At 65.4% G+C, this 21227-nt stretch carries 23 protein-coding genes; 4 read left to right on the plus strand and 19 right to left on the minus strand.

What is annotated here, in order from left to right; all coding sequences use genetic code 11:
• The first annotated feature begins 11 nt into the window (after positions 1 to 11).
• Positions 12 to 1175, plus strand: coding sequence for a hypothetical protein (locus AOT87_RS22600; RefSeq protein ID WP_081343260.1), 1164 nt, complete (start codon positions 12 to 14; stop codon positions 1173 to 1175).
• A gap of 26 nt (positions 1176 to 1201) precedes the next feature.
• Here AOT87_RS22600 and AOT87_RS22605 read toward each other — a convergent pair whose 3' ends face one another.
• Positions 1202 to 1513 (minus strand): DUF4229 domain-containing protein, encoded by a 312-nt coding sequence (locus AOT87_RS22605; RefSeq protein ID WP_030096528.1) that lies wholly within the window; start codon positions 1511 to 1513, stop codon positions 1202 to 1204.
• Between the two features lie 76 nt (positions 1514 to 1589).
• On the opposite strand from AOT87_RS22605, the gene AOT87_RS28495 reads away from it, so the two are divergent.
• Positions 1590 to 1751, plus strand: coding sequence for a hypothetical protein (locus AOT87_RS28495; protein WP_109394862.1), 162 nt, complete (start codon positions 1590 to 1592; stop codon positions 1749 to 1751).
• A 34-nt stretch (positions 1752 to 1785) separates the two neighbouring features.
• On the opposite strand, the gene AOT87_RS22610 is transcribed toward AOT87_RS28495, so the two are convergent.
• The 8 genes from AOT87_RS22610 to AOT87_RS22645 form a co-directional block, all read right to left on the minus strand.
• On the minus strand, positions 1786 to 3171 hold the full coding sequence (locus AOT87_RS22610; RefSeq protein WP_057967898.1) for a MinD/ParA family protein: 1386 nt from the start codon (positions 3169 to 3171) through the stop codon (positions 1786 to 1788).
• Between the two features lie 248 nt (positions 3172 to 3419).
• Entirely contained in the window at positions 3420 to 4379 is a 960-nt protein-coding gene (gene ccsB / locus AOT87_RS22615; protein ID WP_057967851.1) for a c-type cytochrome biogenesis protein CcsB, read from the minus strand.
• On the minus strand, positions 4376 to 5974 hold the full coding sequence (locus AOT87_RS22620) for a cytochrome c biogenesis protein ResB (protein WP_109398693.1): 1599 nt from the start codon (positions 5972 to 5974) through the stop codon (positions 4376 to 4378). The genes ccsB and AOT87_RS22620 overlap by 4 nt, the downstream gene beginning before the upstream one ends.
• A complete protein-coding gene (locus tag AOT87_RS22625; protein WP_057964845.1) occupies positions 5974 to 6765 on the minus strand; it encodes a cytochrome c biogenesis CcdA family protein in 792 nt (263 codons plus the stop codon). The genes AOT87_RS22620 and AOT87_RS22625 overlap by 1 nt, the downstream gene beginning before the upstream one ends.
• Positions 6762 to 7361, minus strand: coding sequence for a TlpA disulfide reductase family protein (locus tag AOT87_RS22630; RefSeq protein ID WP_057967849.1), 600 nt, complete (start codon positions 7359 to 7361; stop codon positions 6762 to 6764). Before AOT87_RS22630 ends, AOT87_RS22625 begins: the two co-directional genes overlap by 4 nt.
• A 3-nt stretch (positions 7362 to 7364) precedes the next feature.
• Complete coding sequence (locus AOT87_RS22635; protein WP_057964847.1) at positions 7365 to 7967, minus strand: histidine phosphatase family protein; 603 nt, start codon at positions 7965 to 7967, stop codon at positions 7365 to 7367.
• A gap of 9 nt (positions 7968 to 7976) precedes the next feature.
• Positions 7977 to 9281 carry a glutamate-1-semialdehyde 2,1-aminomutase gene (hemL, locus tag AOT87_RS22640; protein WP_046256013.1) on the minus strand — a complete coding sequence of 435 codons (1305 nt, stop codon included), beginning with the start codon at positions 9279 to 9281 and terminating at the stop codon, positions 7977 to 7979.
• Positions 9282 to 9333: 52 nt separating this feature from the next.
• Positions 9334 to 9723, minus strand: a complete 390-nt coding sequence (locus AOT87_RS22645) for a nitroreductase family deazaflavin-dependent oxidoreductase (RefSeq protein WP_057967848.1) — start codon at positions 9721 to 9723, stop codon at positions 9334 to 9336.
• 21 nt (positions 9724 to 9744) lie between these two features.
• Here AOT87_RS22645 and AOT87_RS22650 point away from each other — a divergent pair, with 21 nt between their 5' ends.
• Positions 9745 to 10116: a nitroreductase family deazaflavin-dependent oxidoreductase gene (locus AOT87_RS22650; RefSeq protein ID WP_057967847.1), complete on the plus strand. Its 372-nt coding sequence runs from the start codon at positions 9745 to 9747 to the stop codon at positions 10114 to 10116.
• A gap of 27 nt (positions 10117 to 10143) precedes the next feature.
• Here AOT87_RS22650 and AOT87_RS22655 read toward each other — a convergent pair whose 3' ends face one another.
• Positions 10144 to 12228, minus strand: coding sequence for a M13 family metallopeptidase (locus AOT87_RS22655; protein ID WP_057967897.1), 2085 nt, complete (start codon positions 12226 to 12228; stop codon positions 10144 to 10146).
• A gap of 98 nt (positions 12229 to 12326) precedes the next feature.
• Here AOT87_RS22655 and AOT87_RS22660 point away from each other — a divergent pair, with 98 nt between their 5' ends.
• Positions 12327 to 13106 carry a sulfite exporter TauE/SafE family protein gene (locus AOT87_RS22660; protein ID WP_101312790.1) on the plus strand — a complete coding sequence of 260 codons (780 nt, stop codon included), beginning with the start codon at positions 12327 to 12329 and terminating at the stop codon, positions 13104 to 13106.
• A 19-nt stretch (positions 13107 to 13125) separates the two neighbouring features.
• Here the strand turns inward: AOT87_RS22660 and AOT87_RS22665 are convergent, their stop codons facing one another.
• The 9 genes from AOT87_RS22665 to AOT87_RS22705 are packed head-to-tail and all read right to left on the minus strand — an operon-like array spanning position 13126 to position 21213.
• Positions 13126 to 13704, minus strand: a complete 579-nt coding sequence (locus tag AOT87_RS22665) for a hypothetical protein (RefSeq protein WP_057967895.1) — start codon at positions 13702 to 13704, stop codon at positions 13126 to 13128.
• A 57-nt stretch (positions 13705 to 13761) separates the two neighbouring features.
• Complete coding sequence (locus AOT87_RS22670; protein ID WP_057967846.1) at positions 13762 to 15939, minus strand: heavy metal translocating P-type ATPase; 2178 nt, start codon at positions 15937 to 15939, stop codon at positions 13762 to 13764.
• Between the two features lie 47 nt (positions 15940 to 15986).
• The gene (locus AOT87_RS22675; RefSeq protein WP_057967845.1) at positions 15987 to 16745 is read right to left on the minus strand and encodes a class I SAM-dependent methyltransferase; all 759 of its coding nucleotides are present in this window, start codon (positions 16743 to 16745) and stop codon (positions 15987 to 15989) included.
• 41 nt (positions 16746 to 16786) lie between these two features.
• A complete protein-coding gene (locus tag AOT87_RS22680; protein ID WP_057967894.1) occupies positions 16787 to 17029 on the minus strand; it encodes a hypothetical protein in 243 nt (80 codons plus the stop codon).
• 20 nt (positions 17030 to 17049) lie between these two features.
• On the minus strand, positions 17050 to 17568 hold the full coding sequence (locus tag AOT87_RS22685) for a hypothetical protein (RefSeq protein WP_057964854.1): 519 nt from the start codon (positions 17566 to 17568) through the stop codon (positions 17050 to 17052).
• Complete coding sequence (locus tag AOT87_RS22690) at positions 17561 to 17998, minus strand: hypothetical protein (protein WP_057967844.1); 438 nt, start codon at positions 17996 to 17998, stop codon at positions 17561 to 17563. Before AOT87_RS22690 ends, AOT87_RS22685 begins: the two co-directional genes overlap by 8 nt.
• Before the next feature lie 22 nt (positions 17999 to 18020).
• Positions 18021 to 18497 carry a hypothetical protein gene (locus tag AOT87_RS22695; protein ID WP_057967843.1) on the minus strand — a complete coding sequence of 159 codons (477 nt, stop codon included), beginning with the start codon at positions 18495 to 18497 and terminating at the stop codon, positions 18021 to 18023.
• Positions 18498 to 18531: 34 nt separating this feature from the next.
• Positions 18532 to 19512, minus strand: coding sequence for a porphobilinogen synthase (hemB, locus tag AOT87_RS22700; protein WP_057967842.1), 981 nt, complete (start codon positions 19510 to 19512; stop codon positions 18532 to 18534).
• Positions 19513 to 19563: 51 nt separating this feature from the next.
• Entirely contained in the window at positions 19564 to 21213 is a 1650-nt protein-coding gene (locus tag AOT87_RS22705) for a bifunctional uroporphyrinogen-III C-methyltransferase/uroporphyrinogen-III synthase (RefSeq protein ID WP_057967841.1), read from the minus strand.
• Between the last annotated feature and the right edge of the window lie 14 nt (positions 21214 to 21227).

A 21227-nucleotide genomic window follows, 5' to 3' on the forward strand; every position in this document is an offset into this window, starting at 1 on the left:
TCGACGGCGTGGTGACACAACCTTTCACCGATGCGATCGCCGAAGCCGAGCGGCTGGTCACCACCGCGCCTCATATCGAATCGGAATCGGACCTCCTTGAAGGTCTCGACTACCTCGCCGGGAGTATCGCCGCCTCTGTGCACCTGGTCTTCAACTTCAGTGCAGAGCATCCGATGTTGCTCAGCGGCACAGGACCATTCACCAAAATGGGGCTCGATAATCCGGACTTTCTGTACTTCGCCACGCAGGTCGACGGACACCATGACTACGTGCTCAGCGGTACTCGCGGCAGCACTGTCGACCTCAACTTCCAGCTGCTCGACAGTGACTACACCGACACCGAAGTGCCGGGCAGCGTCACCGCCTTCGACGATCGCGACCTGGTAATCGCCGAGGACGGCAGCTATCGCGTGAGCATCGGTGCGACGCCAATCGCGGACTGCCACAAACACATCCCCATCGCGGCGCGCCCTGCGCAGCTGATCGTCCGAGAGGCGTACAACGACTGGTCCGAAAGACGGGGGACGGTGGTGATCAGCCGTGCCGACACCATCGGCTCGGGAGCGGTGCGCCTCACCAAGGACTTCATTGCCGGCAGATACATGGGTGCCGGGCTGCACTTGGTGAACCGGGTAAAGACGTGGCTGCAGTTTCCCCAGTGGTTCTACATGAACAACCCCGCCAATGTCTTCGAACCGCCGCGCATCACTCCGGGAGGGCTGGCCACCCAGTTCTCGTCGGTGGGCTACTTCGAACTCCAACCTCACCAGGCTCTCGTCGTGACCGTGCCGAAATCCGAAGCGCCGTACCAAGGTTTCCAGGTGGGCAGCATGTGGTATGTGTCGCTGGACTACGCCAATCATCAGACGTCCCTGAACGCAGAGCAATCGCATGTGGACCCCGACGGCATGATCCGGCTGGTGATCAGCGACCAGAACCCCGGTGTCTCCAACTGGATCGAGACCCTGGGACACCGGCGCGGGTTCCTGAAGTTCCGCTGGCAGCGGACGGACCGTCCCATCCTCGACGAAGACGGCCCCCGCGCCGAAGTGGTGGATCTTGACCGCCTCCCGGCTACCTTGCCGTTCTACGCAGATGGCGCAATATCGGCGCAGCAGTGGCGCAACCGCATCGCCGCACGACAGACGGCGGTGGCGTCGCGGATGTTGGGATAATGCGCCACGGTGGCTGCCCGGTGTCTTTAGGAGGAGTCCTTCGGCTTTTCGCCACGCAGCCGCGCCTGCAGATCCGCACGGTCGGCCCGGCGCCGCTCGTCGACCACGGCGATGCTGGCAGTCACCCGGCGACGCAGTGGCGCGAATACCGCCATGCCCAGCGGCAGCGCGATGATCAGCGCGAACAGGATCGCGATGGCCAGGGGGAAGTCCTCGTACCCGATGAGCCGGGCCACCCAGAAGATGACGAGCGTCAGGATGACCGCGAGCCCCAACCGCGCCAGGGTGTACACCGCGATATCGATAGCGAGCCGGCTCCCCGGCGACCGTTCAGCCACGTCACCACCCTATCGCTGCGCCGTACACCGACCTTGGCCGCGCGTATATTCGGAGGTAGTTGTTCAGGAGGCTCTTGTGTATTACGTGCTCATCGCGGTCGTACTCGGCGCGCTGGTCTACGCCGGATGGCGGATCAGCCAATCGGTGCCCGCCCGTCCGCAGACCCGCGTGACCGGCCCCGACGACGACCCGGACTTCCTTTGGCGCATCAGCAAGGACGGCCCGTCCGAACACTGACGCTGCGCGGCCTGTCGCCGCATGATTCCAGGGACTAGCCCTGGAACGTCTGCTGCTGGCGCTGTGTGCCGGTGAACCCTTGCGCCACGACGGCGGCCAGCTCGATGAGCGAACGACGCGTCGCGGGCCGCAGCCGGTCCAGGCTGATCTCGGCACCCTCTTCCAGGTGCGGATCGAACGGCACCAACCGCACGGCACGGCACCGCCGCGAGAAGTGATCGACGACCTTCTGCATATCGACCTTGCCCGAACGCGGACGCACCGCGTTGATCACCGCAACGGAGCGGCGCACCAGCTCGCGATGCCCATGCGCATCGAGCCAGTCCAGGGTGGCCGAGGCGCTACGGGCACCGTCGACCGAGCCGGAGCTGATAACCACGAGAGTATCGGCCTGTTCCAGCACCGAAGACATCGCGGAGTGCATGAGTCCGGTGCCGCAGTCCGTGAGCACCACGCTGTAGAAGCGCTCAAGAATCTCCAGTGTGCGTGCGTAGTCCTCGGCGCTGAACGCCTCGGAGACCGCCGGGTCACTTTCGGATGCGAGCACCTCCAGGCGGCTCGGCCCCTGCGAGGTGTAACTGCGGACATCGCTGTAGCGCTGGATGGAATTAGCGTCCCGCAGCAGGTGACGCACCGTCGCCGGCGTCTCCAGCGGCACCTTCTGGCTCAGCGTGCCGCGGTCCGGGTTCGCGTCGACGGCGATGACGCGGTCACCGCGAATAGAGGCGAAGGTCGCGCCGAGAGTCGCGGTGACGGTGGTCTTACCGACGCCTCCCTTAAGGCTCAGCAGCGCGATCTTGTAGCAGCCCTGCAGCGGCTGGTTCACCTGGGCGACGAGGTCGTTTTCCTCGGTCTTCTTGGTGCCCTCGCCGAGGTTGATCGTCCCGAACGACGCCCGGTAGACGGTCTTGCGCCAGCCCGCCGACGGCGCCGGTTTATGGGGGCGCAGCAGTGCCGAGGTGGACAAGTCGCGCGAGGAAGGCGGCAACTCGGGCCGAATCTGGCCTCCGATGCCGGTCTGCTGGCCGCCCACCGGGGTGTAGTAGCGAGAACCACCGAGGGGAGGCTGCTGAGCTTGCTGAGGAATACCCGAGGCAGGGGTGTCACTGGCCCAGCGATCCGCCGTGAAGGGCGTCGACTGCGCGGGTGACTCGCCCGAATCGCTGAATCGGTTATCGGCCCGGAAGCCGCCCGACGACCCGACCGCACCGATCGCGGTGGGATCGGGGTTCTCCTGTCCACCGGACGGCGTGAAGTCCAGTGGCGCGAAGGAGCCGCCGAGAGTGTTGAGCGATGGCACCGAGGGATCGTGGCCGAGGCCCGCAATGTCCTGCTGTGGCGCGAACGGATCCTGGTACGGGACCGCTTGGAACTGTTGCGTCATCTCATGCGGCTGCTGTGGCGAGCTCTGGCCGTACATCACCGGCTGCGCGGGCTCCTGTGCCGCCCAAGGCGGGGCCGTCGGTCCACCCTGCGCCTCGTCGGCGTAAGGCGACGGTCCATCCGGCGCGCGGTGCGCGGGATAGTCAGACATCGATCCCCCAATGCATTGGTTGGATGTGCAGCTCGGACACGGAGAGCCCGGAGCAACTGTTCGGAAGGACTCAGCATCGCACCCTATCGCAGGTGTGATGAACCGATCTGGCGGAACAGTTCCCGCGGACCCCCCTAGCTCACCCCAGCGTACGAGTGAAGACCGACAGTGACCAGGTTCACGAAGAAGAGGTTGAACACCATGGCCACGAATCCAGCCACGTTGATCCACGCGGCCTTCCTGTCCCGCCACCCGGCAGTGGACCGTGCGTGCAGGTAGGCGGCATAGATGACCCACGCGATGAAGGACACGGTCTCCTTGGGGTCCCAGGCCCAGAACCGCCCCCACGCCTCCTCGGCCCAGATGGCACCGAAAATCACGCCGAACCCGAAGATGGGGAATCCGAAAATGGTCGTCCGATACGCCAGCCGGTCCAGCGACTGGGCATCGGGGAGCCGCTGCACCAGGGTGTTGTCCGGGAAGTACATCTTGACCAGGAACAGGATGCTCGCCACCCCGGCCACCAGGAACACACCCGACCCGAGACTGACCACCGACACATGGATGGGCAGCCAATAGGACTGCAGCGCGGGCATCACCGGCGCGGCGTAGGTGTAGAGGTACCGGCCGGACACCGTCAGCAGAATCAGCACAGGAATCAGCACGAAGACCCACAGCGCGCGGTCGTAGCGTTTACGGAGCACTACAGCCGCGGTGACCAGGCCGCACGCACACGTCAGGTTGATGAACTCGTACATGTTGCCCCACGGCACCCGGGTGGTGGCCACACCGCGCAGCACGATGCAGACCAGCAGCAACCCAATGCCCAAGTACACCAGCGCCTGTCCGGCGCCGCCGACCCTCTCGCCCAGGGGCCGCTTGCCCTTGGGCACCACCAGGCCCGGCTGATTCTCGCCGGCGGACACCACCTCGCCACCGGAGCTGACGAGCTCGCGTTGCGCGGTCTTGTTGCTCTGCCGGTAGGCCAGCTCGATGGCCAACAGCACCAGCGCACCGACCATCACCACGATCGCAGAGGTGAAGGCGTAGTCGGAGAACCTGGCCAGATCTACGTCGATATTGGTCGAATTCATTCGGCATCCTCATCCTTGTGGCCGTTCCCGGCCCTGGCGACAGGCAGATCCTCAAGGCAGCGGTCGCACAACCGCTCGAATTCGTCGCCCCAGCCGGAGCTGTCGGTACGCGCCAGCCCGCCCAGCTCGACATTTACCGTACCTGCGGTGGCGCCCGGGGTCAGCCGCGCCCAGACTCGACGGCGTTTGATGACGAGCGAGACCACCAGGCCCGCCATCATGGTCAGCGCGAAGACCAGAACCCACAGTTGGGCAGGGTCGCGCGACACCTGCAGGTTCACGAAGTTGACGGCGCCGTCGAACTTGACGATGGTGCCGTCGTTGAGCTTGACCGACTGTCCCGGCAGCAGATTCGCGCGTGCCACCTGATTGAGACGTTTCTGTTCGATCATGCGGGGGTCGAGCTCGAAGATCGACTGCGCGCGACCCGAGTCCAGTCCGGTGTCTCCGCGGTAGATGTTGATGGCCACGGCGGGCTTACGCATCTCGGGGAAGCTCGACGAGAGCAGGGTGCCGTGCAGTTGTTCTGTGGGCGCGAACAGGCCCTGGATGGCGATCTGATTCTTGCGACGCACGTTGGGGTCCGGGTAGGTGCCCGCCGGCGGATCGATGCGCACGGCCCCGGACGACAGCAGGGTGGTGGGGTCGTCCGGTCGCCACTGGATGGTCTCGCTGCGCTTGCGCCCGTCCGGGAAGGTCACGGTGAACGTGGGGGCGTATCCGTAGCCGAGCAGGTACACGCGGTTGCCGTTGACACGCAGCGGATGGTTCATGGCCAGCCGCTCCGGCCGCCACACGTTGTTCTGGAGATCGTCCCCGGCCTGGTACTCGATGTGCGATTCGAACGAATGCGCCTGCCCGGAAGCAAGGTATGTGGCCTTGAAGTCTTTGACCTTGACGCATATGGGGTCCAGGTTGGTGCCGTCAACGGTGTTGCCCGCCCGGAACGAGTCGAAGGCCGCCGGGGATGACGAGCAGAATCCCGGACCGTTGTTGGCGATGACAATGACATTGCCCTCGTATCCGAAGAGCTTGCCGACCGCGAACGCGACCAGCAGGCCGACAAGGGAAAGGTGAAAGACCAAGTTCCCGAACTCGCGCAGATAGCCCTTCTCTGCCGAAATCTCGGTGATCCCGTCTTTTTCCCGGGTGACTCTGCGCCAGCCCCGGAGCCGGCCCTCGATGGTCGACGCGACATCGGACTGGTCGGCCCGCACCAGCCTTTCCTGATGCTTGGGCAGCCGCCCCAGGTTCCGGGGCACGGGAACCGGCTGCGCGCGAAGGGCCTTGGCGTGCTCGACGGTGCGGGGAATGATGCATCCCACCAACGAGACGAACAGCAGCACGTAGATCGCCGTGAACCAGAAGCTGGAGAACACGTCGAAGGCCTGCACCCGGTCCAGCCACGGGCCGATGGTGGAATGCTCTGCCAGGTACTCGTCGACCTTCGCCTGGTTCAGCGCGCGTTGTGGCAGCATCGCACCCGGTATCGCGCCGAGCGCGAGCAGCACCAACAGCGCCAGCGCCGTACCCATCGAGGTCAGGCCGCGCCAGGTGTTGCGCGCATAGGCAAGAAGACGCTTAGCGATCATCACTAGATGGGCAACCTCGCGTCGGAAACGAATGAATCACGAACCCAGGCAACGAAATCTGCCCACACACCGGTCACCAGCGCGACCCCGACCGCCAGCAGCGCGATACCGCCGATGATCTGGATGGTCCGGGTGTGCCGTCGCAGCCAGTCCATGCCGCGCACCGCACGAGCCGAACCAAAGGCCAGCAGCAGGAACGGGATTCCCAGCCCCAGGCAGTAGGCGATCACCAGCGTGATCCCGCGAGCCACGTCCGCGCCCTCGGTGGCCGAGGCCACCGCGACCACACCGGTGAGAGTCGGCCCCAGGCATGGCGTCCACCCGAGGGCGAACACCGCACCAAGCAATGGCGCTCCGGCCACGGTGGAGATGCGGCGCGGTGTGAACCGGAAATCACGCTGCAGCGCAGGCACCAGACCGATGAACACCAGACCCATCGCAATGGTGATCACTCCCCCGATGCGTTGCAGCAGCATCTGATTGGTAATCAGCGTGGTGGTCATACCCATCACGGCGACCGTCCCGAGCAGGAACACCGCGGTGAATCCGGCGACGAACAGCAATGCCGAACCCGTGACGCGCAACCGATGAGACCGAGTACCGGTTCCGCTCTCCGGTCTGTCGTCGGCGCCCACCACGGCAGCCAGGTAGGACAGATACCCGGGCACGAGCGGGATCACGCACGGCGAGGCGAACGACACCAGACCCGCCAGCGCGCAGGCACCCAGCGCCAGCAGCAGGGGTCCGCTGGTGGCCGCATCCTGGAACGCGGAGCCGGCGTCGGCGAGGATCACTTCGTGGCTCCCGCGGGTTCTTTCGCGATCCGCTCCACCGCAGGCTGTAGGTCCTGGGGCAACAACTCACGCAGGAACACCGCCGCCACCCGGTGCTGACGGTCCAGGATCAGGGTCGCGGGAATAGCTCCGGTGGGGAACTTCCTGCCGAACGCGATGAGTGTGCGCATCGACGGGTCGTAAATGGACGGGTACGGCACCTTGCGGTCGGTCACGAAATCCTGCGCCTTGGTGATCTCGTTGTCCCGGACGTTGATCCCCAGGAACTCGACGCCCTGTGCGTGTGTGGCCCTGTACACGTCTTCCAACGCGGAGAACTCCGAGCGGCAGGGGCCACACCATTGCCCCCACACGTTGATGACAACGACCTTGTTGGCGAAATCCTTGAGCGACAGCGTCTTTGTGGGGTCCAGCAGGTTCTGCCCCTCGATGGATCCCGGTGCCTGACGCGCTTCGGGCGGATCGTAGAAAATATCGGTCTTGCCGCCCGGTGAGACGAATTGAAACTGCCCACCGCGCGCCACCGCATCATCACCGGTAGAGCACCCGGTGATGAGCAGAACCAGCGCGGCCAGCGCCACGACCACACATCGCACGAGCTACCCCGCCGGTTCCGAATACACGACATCGACCAACGCATCGCCGTCGAACACCAGCGAGGTGAGTGAGGCGACGTTGCACTGACGCTTACGGGGGTCGTGCCACAGTCGCTTACCGAGCAGATGCTGGCGGGCGGTCCACACCGGCAGCTGATGGCTCACGCAAACCACCTCGGCGCCCGCGGCGCGACTGCGCGCGCGGTCGATCGCCGCCGACATCCGGAACGCGATGTCGGCGTACGGCTCTCCCCAGGACGGGGTGAACGGGTCGCGCAGCTTCCACCAGTTCCGGGGGTCCCGCAAAGCGCCGTCACCCACCGACACCTTCATACCCTCAAAGGAGTTGCCCGCCTCGATGAGATCGTCGTCGGTCACGATGGCGAGTCCGTGCGCCTCGGCGATGGGTGTGGCAGTCTGCTGAGCACGCAGCAGCGGCGAGGCAATCACCGCCGCAATCTTGTTGCCCCGCAGCGACTCTGCCACCTTCGCGGCTTGTCCCTGCCCCTTGTCCGACAACCGGAAGTTAGGCAGCCGACCGTACAGAATGCCCTCCGGATTGTGTACCTCGCCATGGCGCATCAAATGAACAGTGGTGCGGCTCATCGAAATTCCTTACCTCTCCTCGACAGAGGCCGCGGCACGGGCAGCGGCGGGCAAAGCGTCGGCAATACGGTCGAACGCCTCGTCATCGAGGGCGGTGGAAACGAACCAGGTCTCGAACGCGCTCGGCGGCGCGTACACATCGCGGCTCAGCAGCGCATGGAAAAATGCGGGGTAGCGCCAGGTGTCGGTGGCTTTGGCGCTCTCGAAGTCATGCACCGGCTCGGCGCCGAAGAAGAGGCTGAACATGTTCCCGGCGCGACCGATCTGGTGCGCCACCCCCTCGGCATCCAGCGCCGCGGTGATCAGAGCGATGAGCGCATCGGCGTTGCGATCAAGCGTTTCATAAGCTTTCACATCTGCCGCGCGCAAAGAGGCCAGCCCTGCGGCCACAGCGATCGGATTGCCGGACAACGTGCCCGCCTGATACACCGGCCCCAACGGGGCCAGGCGCTCCATGATGTCGGCGCGGCCACCGAACGCGGCGGCGGGCATGCCACCGCTCATCACCTTGCCGAACGTCACCAGGTCGCCGGCGACCTGGTCGATGCCGAACCAGCCCGAACGGCTGACGCGGAAACCCGTCATGACCTCGTCCATGATGAGCAGCGCGCCATGGTTTTCGGTGATGCGTCGCAGTCCGGTGTTGAAATCCGGTGCGGGCGCGACGGTGCCCATGTTGCCGGCGGCCGCCTCGGTGATGACAGCGGCGATCTGATCGCCCTGTTCGGCGAAGGTGCGAGCCACGGCACCGATGTCGTTGTAGGGCAACACGATGGTGTCGGCCGCGGAGGCGCCGGTGACACCGGGCGAGGAGGGCAAACCCAGAGTGGCCACACCGGAACCGGCATCGGCCAGCAGGGCGTCCACATGCCCGTGGTAACAACCGGCGAACTTGACGATCTTGGGCCGTCCGGTGAATCCGCGAGCCAGGCGCACCGCACTCATGGTGGCCTCGGTTCCGGAGTTGACCAGACGCACCTTTTCCACCGGCTGCACGCGATCGATGAGTTCGCGCGCGAGCTCGATCTCCCCCTCGACGGGTGCGCCGTAGGAAAGCCCGTCCTTGGCGGCCCGTTGCACGGCCTCCACCACAGCGGGGTGCGCGTGGCCGAGGATCAGCGGACCCCAGGAGCAGACCAGGTCCACGTACCGGTTGTCGTCGACATCGGTGAGCCAGCAGCCGGCGCCGGATTTGATGAACCGCGGGACCCCGCCGACCGCCGCGAAGGCACGCACCGGCGAGTTCACTCCACCTGGGATGACGGCCGAGGCGTCGGCGAACAGACGTGCGGAGTTGGCTGTCTCGTCAGGCACGGCATCCAGTGTCTCAGCTGGCGCCAAATCGTCCACTACAGGGTGTAGTGGATCAGGCAAGTCTGAGCGCGAAAGTGGGGTGATCGGCGTCGTCGGGCAGCTGGGCGAAGTAGCCGTCCACGACCTTCCCCGCCTTGGGCTTATAGGCGGCGATGATGGGCGCACGGTCAGCGACCGGGACCTCGGTGGCCGTGTATGCCGTGGTGGTGCCCCTGACGGTGAGTGTCACCTGCGGGCTAGCCCTGACATTTTTCACCCATTGACTCTCACCACGGGTGGACACCAGGTACTTGACCCCATCGACATCCACGGTCGTGACCGGGATCTGCTGCGGCTCGCCGCTGACCCGCTTGGTGATCGTGAGCGTCTCGCCGATATTGGCGGCCATCGCCACCCGGTTGAAGACCTTGCGCACGAACCAAGGGGGCTTGAGGTATGCCATGGATCACAGTTTGATGGTGGTATGCAGATACCGCAATCGGTCGCGCGCTTCAACAAATACGTCACCAACCCCGTCCAGCGGCTATGGGCGGGCTGGGCCCCGAGCTTCGCCATCATCGAGCACAGGGGCCGCAAGTCGGGCAAGGAGTTCCGCACGCCCGTCACCGCCTTCAAGACTCCCGACGGCGTGGCCATTTTGCTGACCTATGGCCCGGATCGGGATTGGCTGAAGAACCTCAATGCGGCCGGCGGCGGCAGGATCGTGCGCCGCGGGAAAACCCACGACGTCGTCAATCCGCGGGTGGTCAGCCGGGACGAGGCAGCAGCACTGGTCAAGAGCCGCGCATTCGGGAAGCTCCCGTTCGATCAGGCCGTGCTGCTGACCTACGCGTAGCTCTCCCCTGCGCTGGTAGACCTGCGTCTACCAGATCTTCACGAACTTGTCCGGCGGATTCACCATGGGATCGCCTGCCAGGCAACCGAAATCGGCGGCGAACGGTGCGACATTGGGCACCACACCGTTGATGCGCAACGCCGGCGGTGAATGCGGATCGGCAGCGAGCTGGGTGATCGCGGCCTCCGGACGCTGCTTGTCCCGCCAGATCCGCGCGTAATTCAGGAAGAACCGCTGCGTGTCGTTGAACCCGACGATGCCGTTGATCTTGCCGCCGCCGCCCTTTTTGGCCAGCTCCGCGACCAGCGCGTCATAGGCGGTGTTGACACCGCCGAGGTCCGCGATGTTCTCCCCCAACGTGAGCTTCCCGTCCACATGCAGGTCGGGGCGCCCCGGAATCGGTGCGTAGGCATTGAACTGCTCCACCAGCCGGTTGGCGCGCTTCTCGAACTCCTCGCGGTCGTTCGGCGTCCACCAATTGACCCGGTTGCCCTCACCATCGAATTGGCTGCCCTCGTCGTCGAATGCGTGGGTGAACTCGTGCCCGATCACCGCACCGATACCGCCGTAATTGAACGCCGGATCGCCCTTGGGGTCGTAGAAGGGCGCCTGCAAGATCGCGGCGGGAATGGTGATGCTGTTCTCGGTGGGGTCGTACTGCGCGTTGACCGTCTGCGGTGTCATTCCCCACAGCGACCGATCGGTCGGATGCCCGATCTTGGCCATGTCGAAGTCGTGGTTGAACTTCAACGCCGCGGCCCGGTCGGTATAGAAGTTGTCGCCGGTCAGCTTGAGCTTCGAGAAGTCCCGTTCCTTGCCGGGGAAGCCCACCTTGAGGATCAGCTTGTCCCACTTACCTTTTGCGGCCAGTTTGGTCTGCGGGCTCATCCAGTCGACGGCCTCGATCCGCTTACGCAACGCCTCCTTGACATTGCCCACCATCTCGGTGGCCGCGCGCTTCGCGCGATCGCTGAACATGCGATCGACGTACAACTGCCCCAGCGCCGGCCCCACCAGCGTGTTGACTTCCTCCAGCCCCTGCTCCCAACGCTGTTTTTGCGCGGTGGTTCCGGTGAGCGCCGACTTGTATTTGAAAGCGTTGTCGCGGAAAGCCTTCGACAAGGCGTCGGCCGATCTGTGTACCGCGTGAAATGTCAGATATGACTTCCAGGTGTCCAGATCGGTGGTGGACAGTAGCCGATCAAACGTCGTGAAGAACTCGGTCTCGGCCAGGGAGAAAGCCCTGGCCTCCGGGGCGCCGTGCGCCTTCAGGTAGGCGCCCCATTCGAAGTGCGGCGTCACCGCATTGGCCTGGGCCACGGTTACCAACTTGTACTGGTTGGCCGGATCACGTTGCTGCACAGGGCTCAACGTCGCGGCGGCCAGCGCCGATTCGAGCGCGGCCACCTGTTCGGCCCGGGCCTTGGCGGCCACTTGGTCCGCGCCGATCAACCCGAACGTCGACGCGATATACGCGCGGTAGGCATCGAAGACCGGTGCGTACTTCGGATCGGTGTAGTAATCCTTGGCCGGCATACCCAGCGCGTCGGCCCGCGCATAGCCGATCTGTTCGGTGGCATTGGCGTAGTCGGCACCGGCAGTGAAATCGAAAACCAGATGTTGTCCGGTGGCGCTGTCGGCAGCCAGGAAGGCCGCGAGTTCTTCAGGCGATGCGATCTGATCGATCGCGGCGAGCGTCGGCCGGATGGGGTCATATCCCGCCGCGTCGAGCTTCGCGTCGTCGGTGGCGGCACGGTACAGAAGCCCGACCTGATAGTTGACCGACTCATGATCAGCGGTACCCAGTCCCGAGACCGCACCCTCGACGATCTCGCGCTGAACCTTGCGAGACTCGTCGGCCAGCATGTCGAAACTGCCGTAACTGGACTTGTCCGCGGGGATGGTGGCGTCTTCGGCCCACTTCGCGTTCACAAACCCGTTGAGATCAGTGCAGGCGGCAAAACGCATGCTCAGCTGCGCGTTGTCGAATGTCGGAATAGGGGCGTTCGATGCCACCGGAGTGGTGCGCTGGTCCTGGGTACACCCGGAAATGGACAGCACCAGCACTAACGCCGCCACACCGGCGGATCGACTCAAAGGCATGCCCACCATTTTGCCCATCTAAGCCGCTACGTCGAGCCTCACACTGTGGCGGGTTTCACGGAGAGGGGGAATTGGTTCGACTGGCTAACGGTCGTACGCTGGCACGAGTGCCGGTGCAGGAGATGCTTCTCGTCGCGCTCGCCGCGTTCGGTGCCGGTGCGATCAACGTGGTTGCCGGGTCCGGCACCCTCATCACCTTCCCCACTCTCATCGCGTTCGGCTACCCGCCCGTGGTGGCGACGATGTCGAATGCCATCGGACTGACTGTCGGCAGCATGACGGGCGTGTGGGGGTACCGCCGCGAGCTGAGCGGACAATGGCCCCGGCTCAAATGGCAGATACCGGCGGTACTGATCGGCGCGCTCATCGGGTCGTTCCTGCTGCTGCATCTCCCCGAGAAAACGTTCGTCACCATCGTGCCCGTGCTACTGATCCTGGCGCTGGTACTGGTGGTGGTCGGACCCCGCATTCAGGCCTGGGCGCGCCGGCGTTCCGAGGCACAGGGCCTGAGCGCAGATCATGTCCCTCCGGGCCGCATGGCCGCACTCACCGGAGGGAACTTCCTCGTCGGGATCTACGGCGGGTACTTCACCGCAGCCCAAGGCATCATGCAAATCGCGGTGATGGGAGCACTGCTACCCGAATCCATGCAGCGGATGAACGCGGCCAAGAACGTGCTGGCCATGATCACCAATATCGTTGCCGCTCTTGCGTACACGATCGTCGCCTTCGACCGGGTGAGCTGGACGGCGGCCGGGATCATCGCGGCGGGCTCATTCGTGGGTGGGCTCGCCGGCGCGCGCTGGGGGCGCAAACTCTCCCCCGGCGCGTTGCGGGTGGTCATCGTGGCGGTAGGCCTGATCGGCTTGTGGCGCCTGCTCTTCTGACCCTGCCGCGGTCGACGAACTAGACGGTCTCGATGAAGACGCCGGCCGGTGTGTAGCGGACGTTCTTACTGGCCCGCGGACTTCCCACCACTACCTGGATCTTGGGCTCCGGCTCATTGGCGAAGAACTTCTCGATGGTCAGCACGCTTACCGTGCCGTCCTGCACCCCAGAATCCTTCACCGCCGAACTGAGCACACTCGTCAGGACCGCCGGAGTAACGATGTCGCTCTTGAACGAGCTCTCGTCAACGACGCCCGGTTCGTTGCGGCTGACATCAACAGGCCTGACCTTCACGGACGAGCCGTCGTAGCGGTACTCGTCGACGTTCTCCCGCTTCTTGGGGTCGATGGCCTGCACCGCCACCGAGGTGTATCCGCTGATCGTGAACATCAGATAGTCGGCCGGGCTCGCGCCGATCTTGTCGTTGATGGCCGTCAGGGCCTTGGTCAGCTCATCGGTGTTCCAGCGTTCGACGGTGTCCTTACTCGGCGCTCCGGCAGCCTGCGAGGCAACGGAATCGAGTGCGTCGGTTGCCTGCCGACGAATGTCGGAACATCCCGCCACCGTCAGACCCAATGCGACACCCAGCGCGATCACACGCATAACCACCCGACGACTCCTCCTGTTGGCCCTTCACAGCATTCGGTAAGGAAACTAGCGGAAGGTTCGCAGCCGAAGGCTGTTCAGTACCACGAAGACAGATGACATCGCCATCGCCGCGCCCGCGATCATCGGGTTGAGCAAACCCAGGGCGGCCAACGGAATGGCGGCGGTGTTGTAGGCGAAGGCCCAGAACAGATTCGCCTTGATGGTGCCGAGCGTCTTGCGCGAAAGCCGCAGTGCCGTCGGCACCGTGGTCAGGTCACCGCGCACCAGGGTCACATCGCTGGCCTCGATCGCAGCGTCGGTACCGGTGCCCATGGCCATCCCGATATCGGCCGTGGCCAGCGCGGCGGAGTCGTTGACCCCGTCGCCCACCATCGCGACCTTCTTGCCCTCGGCCTGCAGACGCTTGACGACATCGGCCTTCTCGGTGGGTTTGACTCCCGCGACGACATCGCTTGCGGCGATACCGACTTCCTCGGCGACGCGTGCGGCCACCTCCGCGTTGTCACCCGTCAGCAGCACCGGAGTAATGCCCATGGCCTTAAGTTCGTCGATGGCCTGCCGGCTCGACGGCTTCACCGTGTCCGCCACCTCGATCTCACCCCGGCGCAGGCCACCCCAGGTGATCGCCGCGGTGGTGTTCTGACCCGCGATGGCCTCGATCGACACCTCGTGACCGTCAACGATGCCGGTTACCCCGATGCCGGGCTCGTTACGGAATCCGGTCACCGGTGACAGCGACATCCCATGCGTCCGCGCCGCGTCCACGATGGCCCTGGCGACCGGATGCTCGGAGGCCGACTCCACCGAGGCGGCGATACGCAGGATCTCGTCGGCGTCGGAGACACCTGACCCGATGTTGCGGCGCACAGCCACAACGCTCATCACGCCGGTGGTCACGGTGCCTGTCTTGTCGAGTACAACGGTGTCGATGCTCTTGACGTTCTCCAGCACCTCCGGACCCTTGATCAGCACACCCAGCTGCGCCCCACGCCCGGTACCCACCAGAATCGCTGTGGGCGTGGCCAATCCGAGCGCGCACGGGCACGCGATGATCAGCACCGCGACGGCTGCGGTGAACGCCGACGACAGCGGGTAGCCCTGAGCCACCCAGCCGACGAACGTCAACGCCGCGATTACGAGTACAACGGGCACGAATACCGACGACACCCGATCAGCGAGCCGCTGCACCTGTGCCTTACCGGTTTGCGCCTCCGACACCAGCTGCGCCATGCGGGCCAGCTGTGTATCGGCGCCCACCTTGTCGGCGCGTACGACAATCCGCCCGTGAGTGTTGACGTAGCCACCGACCACCAGGTCTCCCGCGCCGACCTCTACAGGTACGGACTCACCCGTCATGGTGGCGGTATCCAAGGCCGAGTGACCGTCGACCACTACGCCGTCGGTCGCGACGCGCTCCCCCGGCCTCACGACGAATTCGTCGCCCACCGCCAATTGCTCGACGGGGATGCGCGTCTCGTGCCCGCCACGCAACACCGCGACATCCTTGGCACCCAGGGATAGCAGCGCCCGCAGCGCCGAACCTGCCGAGCGCTTGGCGCGTGACTCGGCGAACCTGCCCGCGAGCAGGAACACGGTGACCGCCGCAACGACCTCGAAGTAGACGTGGACATCCCCGTGGGTGTGCCCGGCGCTCGCGAACAACACCCACAGCGACCACACGTACGCCGCGATGGTGCCCAGTGACACCAGGGTGTCCATGGTCGAGGCGCCGTGGCGTGCGTTGACGAACGCGGCACGGTGGAACGGGTAGCCGCCCCACAGCAAGATCGGTGTGGTCAGCGCCGCGACCACAATCTCCCAGCCGGAGAAATGCCAGGGCATCACCATCGAGATGGCGACCACCGGGATGGCCAACAGCAGTGAGCCGAGCAGACGCGTCTTGAGCTGATTGTCGGGCACGTCGTGGTTCATGTGATCGTGCGGATCGGCGCCGTCGTGCTCGTGGCCGCTCTGCGCAGCGCCGCTGCGTGAGCCGCCGACCACCTGGGCCTTGTAGCCCACCGACTCGACAGCCTTGACCAAGTCCTCATCGGAGATCGAACCGTCGTGCTCGACCCGGGCGCTCTCCAGCGCCAGATTCACGCGCGCGGTCACACCCTCGAGCTTGTTGAGCCCCTTCTCCACACGGGACGCGCATGAGGCACACGTCATGCCATGCAGCCGCAGATCGGTGGTCTCCATGCCCGTGTCCGTGAACTCCATGCCTAAATCATACCCCTAGGGGGTACCAAACGATAGGGTGACCTGCGCTACAAGTCGCGCCGCGCCACCACGATCTGCAGTGGCATCGGCAGCTGAACTCTGGCGCGGAGTTCGACAGCTATCGACGGATCCGCGTGTGCAGCCAGGCTACGCAACGCCTTCGGGCCATAGGCGCGCAGCTGGCTGATCGCACCGTCGTGCAGCACCGGGCGTACCCAACCCACAGCCGCCGCGAAGAGATATGACGGCGCCAGCAGTGGAGCCGGCAGGCGCAGCAAGTCGATGATCAAGAGCGTGCGTCCCACCCGAGTGCCCTCGGCGAAGACCTTGGCGGCAAGCGACGGCGGCAGATGATGAAACGACAGCGCGAACACCACCAGATCGAACGCACCGTCCGGGGCATCGATAGCTGTCGCATCCATGGCGCGCACGGTCACCCGAGAGTCCGAACCCAGATCCGACGCCGCGATACCCGCGACCGAGGAGGGCTCGATATCCGTCACCGTGATCGAGGCGTCAGGACGTAACTTCAGCAGTTCACGAGAGAGGCCGCCATGGGCGGCGCCGAGCTCGAGCACGCGCGGACTGTCGATACCGGCCAGGAATCCGGCCGCCTGCTCCGCATTCCACCTGTGCAGCCCCTTCTTCTCACCGAGGAGATCAAGCGCCTCCACGACGGCGCGTTTCTTCGCCGGGACATCGTCGCGGTCCAGGTACTCCAGCCGGTCCGTTTGCAGCTTGCGGTCCCACAAGCGCGCACCGAATCCAGCACGCGGCATCAGGTCGATATCTGCGGTTGGTGTCATGACACCAGGCTATCCCGATATCAGGAGACCTGATATTAGAATTAGCTGTGAATCGCCCGATCCGCGTCACGACGGGCCCGCACACCCCGCGACACCGCGGAAACCAGGAAAACCCCAGCCAACGCGGTGAGCACAAGCGCCCGTGCCACGCACGCGCCGTCCAGGGCGGTGAAATACAGCGTCGGCTCGCCCTTGGCGATGGGCGCGACCTCGGTGGGTATGCGCGCGGCCACCGCCGCCCACACCGCGAGCACCATCGCCACCGCCGCGATGGCCAGATCCAGCACTACGCGCTTCCCGAACTTCACCACTGCTCACTCTCGATATCGATTTCCGGATCGTCACCCAGATCCATGCCCGCCGGTGGCGCCGGCACCAACGTGGTGAGCGCGCTGCGCAGCTCCTCATGCTTCTTGGCCCACGCCTGCGCGCGACGCCCCCCGGTCAGGCGCAATCCGACAGGTTTGCGCCCCTTCGGCACACCCGTCAGCTCGCCCAGCGGACGCGATTCCTCCCATACGTGACGGTCGGCGTCGGGATATAGCCACTTGATCTGGCTGACCGCCAGCGTCTCGCCACCCTGACGAAGTTCGGTGGGTGTCAGCTCCACCGTGGCGTGCACTCGCGCGGCGTAAATCTGCAGCGCGATAAAGAAGGCCACGATGGCCGCTGTGATCAACGGCATGACCGGACTGAAGCCCCCCTTGCCCCACACCTGCAGGCCGAACATGATCAACCCGGCGAGGGGACCGAGCAGCAGCCACCGCCACCGCCCACCGGGCTCATAGAACAGACGCGGTTCAGCGTCGGCCACGTCAGCCATGTTCACCCCCTTCGAACCAGTTCTGTGCGGTCGGCCTGATGATCAGCACATTGGCCACTATCAGCGATAGGGCGGCGATGAGCAGCAGCGGGCCCACCGAACCGGTGCTGGCCATCGCAATGGCACCGAGCACCGAGACCACCGAGAGCGTGATCAGTGCCCGCCGATAGCGCATGTCACCTTGCCTGGTCCGCCCGGCCAGAAATGCGATGCCAGCCGCCAGCAGGATGCACAACACACCCCACGCCCGGAAGTACGTGACGAGATTTCGTACGTCGGCGTCGGTCAGCTCCGGCTTCGCGACCGCCCGCACCGCGTCATAGCGCTGAGTCACTCCGGCCAGGCCGTTCAGGAACAGGGCCGCCGACGACACCACCCAGAACCAGAACGCCACATCGACGATGCGTGGGCGCGGCTGTTCGGGTGTCATTCAGGCAGCGTATCGGGGGTGTTTAGCGCTGCCTTGTCAGGTACGCGGTGGAGTCCTCACGATGCAGCAGAAACAGGCCGCCACAGATCAACACGGACGCGGTGATGCCCGAGAGCGCCTGCACAATCGCCGGCACCCCTTCCAGGTCGATCAACCGGGTAGCGGTGAACACCACCGATCCCACCGCACCTCCGGTGAGGAAGGTGCGGGCCAGCCGATATCCCGCGCGCATGAGGAAGATCCCGGTGACCACGAGAGACCCCACCACAACGACGATGAACCCGTTGAAGGCGTACACGGTCCAGAGCGGGGCGGCCTTACGCACCTCCGGGTCCTGCTGCCATTGACCGACGTTCGCGGCCATGTAACTCACGATCATCAACGGCAGCGAGGCCAGCCACAGCCAGCAGCCGGTGTCGATGTCGTCGGGTCGCGGCTTGGCCGGACCGCCCGGGGGTTGTCCAGCCAATCCGCCGGGTTGGTGCGGATCGGGATACATCACGCGACCACGGTAGTGGAGAAGGACAAGACGTCTACCCCAGCCAGCCTGCGACGTCCGCGGCCCAATAGGTCAGCACGATGTCAGCCCCCGCGCGCCGGATCGAGGTCAGCGTCTCCAATGCCATGGCCGGTAAGTCGATCCAATTGTTCTGAGCCGCAGCGCAGATCATCGAATACTCACCCGAGACCTGGTATGCCGCAACCGGCACCGGCGATACGTCGGCCACTTGCCGGAGCACGTCGAGATAGGCCATTGCCGGTTTCACCATGAGGATGTCGGCACCCTCCTCGACATCAAGCTCGGCCTCGCGTAGGGCTTCCCGGCCGTTCGCCACGTCCTGCTGGTAGGTGCGCCGGTCTCCCTGCAGTGACGAGCCCACCGCCTCGCGGAACGGCCCATAGAAAGCCGAAGCGTACTTGGCGGCATACGCCAAAATGATGACGTCGGTGTGCCCGGCGGCGTCCAGTCCGTCGCGAATGGCGGCCACCTGACCGTCCATCATGCCGCTCGGACCCACCACATGCGCACCCGAATTGGCCTGCGCTACCGCCATATCCGCGTACTGCTTGAGTGTCACGTCATTGTCGACCCGGCCCGCGGCATCCAGCACCCCGCAGTGGCCGTGATCGGTGAACTCGTCGAGGCAGGTATCGGCCATCAGCACCGTGGAGTTGCCGAGGTCGGCGGCCAGGGTCGACAGTGCCCGGTTGAGGATGCCCTGCGGATCCAGCCCGGCGCTACCGGTGGCGTCCTTGTCCTTCTCCTTGGGAACTCCGAACAACATGAGTCCGCCGACACCGGCCTTCACCGCGTCCTCGGCGGCCCGGCGCAAGGATTCGATGCTGTGCTGCACCACGCCCGGCATGGACGCGATGGGGCGTGACTCGGTAACGCCGTCTGCCACGAACATCGGCAGCACCAACTGCCGCGGTGCCAGCGTCGTCTCTGCCACCAGCCGACGGATCGCCGGGGTGGACCTCAGCCGACGCGGACGCTGGTAAGGAAACGACACCGCAATGGCCTCCGCTATCTGTCCGCTGCTTCTCCGGCTATCTCTCCGCTACTAGCGCCGACGGCTCTTCTTGCGCGGCGGCGGCAGCGCGCCCTCGGTGCGCAACCGCGCGGCATGCTCGGCGAGGGCCTCGACCAGCGGGCCGACGGCGGCGGTCTCCGGCTGCACGTCCACACGCAGCCCGAATTCGATTGCGGTCTCCGCGGTTTTCGGTCCGATGCAGGCCACGATGGTGCGCGCATGCGGCTTCCCGGCGATACCCACCAGATTACGAACCGTCGAGCTCGAGGTGAAGCACACGGCGTCGAATCCACCGGTCTTGATCATCTCGCGGGTCTGCGCCGCGGGCGGCGCCGCACGCACGGTGCGGTACGCGGTCACGTCGTCGATTTCCCAGCCGCGCTCCCGCAGCCCCTCGGCGAGGGTTTCGGTGGCGATGTCGGCGCGAGGCAACAGCACCCGGTTCACCGGGTCGAAAACGTCGTCATAGGGCGGGAACTCGTCGAGCAGACCGAGCGAGGACTGTTCGCCCGCCGGCACCAGCTCGGGGTTGATACCGAACGCGCGCACCTTGTCGGCGGTGGCCTGACCCACGCACGCGATCTTCACACCGGAGAACGCGCGGGCGTCCAAGCCGAATTCGGCGAACTTCTCCCACACCGCACGCACCGCATTGGTGGAGGTGAACACCACCCACTGGTAGCGACCGTCGACCAAGCCCTTGACGGCCCTTTCCATCTGAGCCGGGCTGCGGGGAGGCTCGACGGCGATGGTGGGCACCTCGACCGGCAGAGCGCCGTAGCCGACCAGCTTGTCGCTCATCTCGCCGGCCTGATCCTTGGTGCGCGGAACCAGCACGGTCCAGCCGTACAGTGCGCGGCTCTCCCACCAGTTCAGCTTCGAGCGACCACCGACCACGCGGCCGATCGTCAGCACCAGGGCGCCGGTCATCGGTCCGTGCGGATCGTTGGCGTCCACCGGGACACCGTCGATCAGTGAGGCCAGCGTGGTCTCCACGGTCCGCTGTGCGCAGGTGGTGCCCTGCGCGGTGACCGCGACCAGAGTCTGGTCGGACAAACCGTGCTCGATGAGCGCCTTGGCGGCATCGGGCACATGCGTGGGGGTGGCGTGCAGGATCAGCGGACCCGGAGCAGCGGCCAGCGCCGCCCAGTCCACATCACCGCGCACATCGGCGACGGTGTGCGCAGAGCCCGGAGGCAGACCGGCGTAGGCGGGCACCGCGGTGCTCGACGACAGCCCGGGCAGAATCTCGAAGGCGACCTGGGTACGGGTGACCGCGGTGACCTCGGCCAGCACCGAATCGATCGAGAGCGGATCGCCGGCGACCAGCCGCACGACGTCCACACCGTTCTTGGCCTCAGCCACCAGGGTCTTGGCGACATCGGCCGGATCACCCAGCGCCGGACGGATGTCGATGGTCAGCGGCGGCTCGACAACGGCCTCGACGTCACTCGACGTGGGCGCCTCATCGTTGCCGGTCGCGGGCTTGGCGGGCGCGGGTTCAGGAAGCTCGACCGCAGACCCGACGAGATCGAGCACCGCTTGCGGCACATCGGGGTCGGTGAACGCGACCGTGGCGCCGGTGAGTACCGCGCGCGCCCGGACGGTCAACAGACCGGGGTCGCCCGGGCCGGAACCAACGAACAGGATGCGCCCTGGCTTCTTGCGCCCTCGGGTCACTACTGCCTCCCATA

The sequence above is a fragment of the Mycobacteroides sp. H003 genome (genome assembly GCF_001440135.1).
Taxonomy (GTDB): Bacteria; Actinomycetota; Actinomycetes; order Mycobacteriales; family Mycobacteriaceae; genus Mycobacterium; species Mycobacterium gwanakae.

Excerpts from the sequence above, each read along its gene's own strand:
- AOT87_RS22610 (WP_057967898.1), bottom strand. The coding sequence starts at position 3,171 with ATGTACGGCCAGAGCTCGCCACAGCAGCCGCATGAGATGACGCAACAG.
- AOT87_RS22670 (WP_057967846.1), bottom strand. The coding sequence starts at position 15,939 with ATGGAGTTCACGGACACGGGCATGGAGACCACCGATCTGCGGCTGCAT.
- AOT87_RS22650 (WP_057967847.1), top strand. The coding sequence starts at position 9,745 with ATGCAGATACCGCAATCGGTCGCGCGCTTCAACAAATACGTCACCAAC.
- ccsB (WP_057967851.1), bottom strand. The coding sequence starts at position 4,379 with ATGAATTCGACCAATATCGACGTAGATCTGGCCAGGTTCTCCGACTAC.
- AOT87_RS22645 (WP_057967848.1), bottom strand. The coding sequence starts at position 9,723 with ATGGCATACCTCAAGCCCCCTTGGTTCGTGCGCAAGGTCTTCAACCGG.
- AOT87_RS22635 (WP_057964847.1), bottom strand. The coding sequence starts at position 7,967 with ATGAGCCGCACCACTGTTCATTTGATGCGCCATGGCGAGGTACACAAT.
- AOT87_RS22685 (WP_057964854.1), bottom strand. The coding sequence starts at position 17,568 with ATGGCTGACGTGGCCGACGCTGAACCGCGTCTGTTCTATGAGCCCGGT.
- AOT87_RS22690 (WP_057967844.1), bottom strand. The coding sequence starts at position 17,998 with ATGACACCCGAACAGCCGCGCCCACGCATCGTCGATGTGGCGTTCTGG.
- AOT87_RS22655 (WP_057967897.1), bottom strand. The coding sequence starts at position 12,228 with ATGGTGGGCATGCCTTTGAGTCGATCCGCCGGTGTGGCGGCGTTAGTG.
- AOT87_RS22675 (WP_057967845.1), bottom strand. The coding sequence starts at position 16,745 with ATGACACCAACCGCAGATATCGACCTGATGCCGCGTGCTGGATTCGGT.
- AOT87_RS22695 (WP_057967843.1), bottom strand. The coding sequence starts at position 18,497 with ATGTATCCCGATCCGCACCAACCCGGCGGATTGGCTGGACAACCCCCG.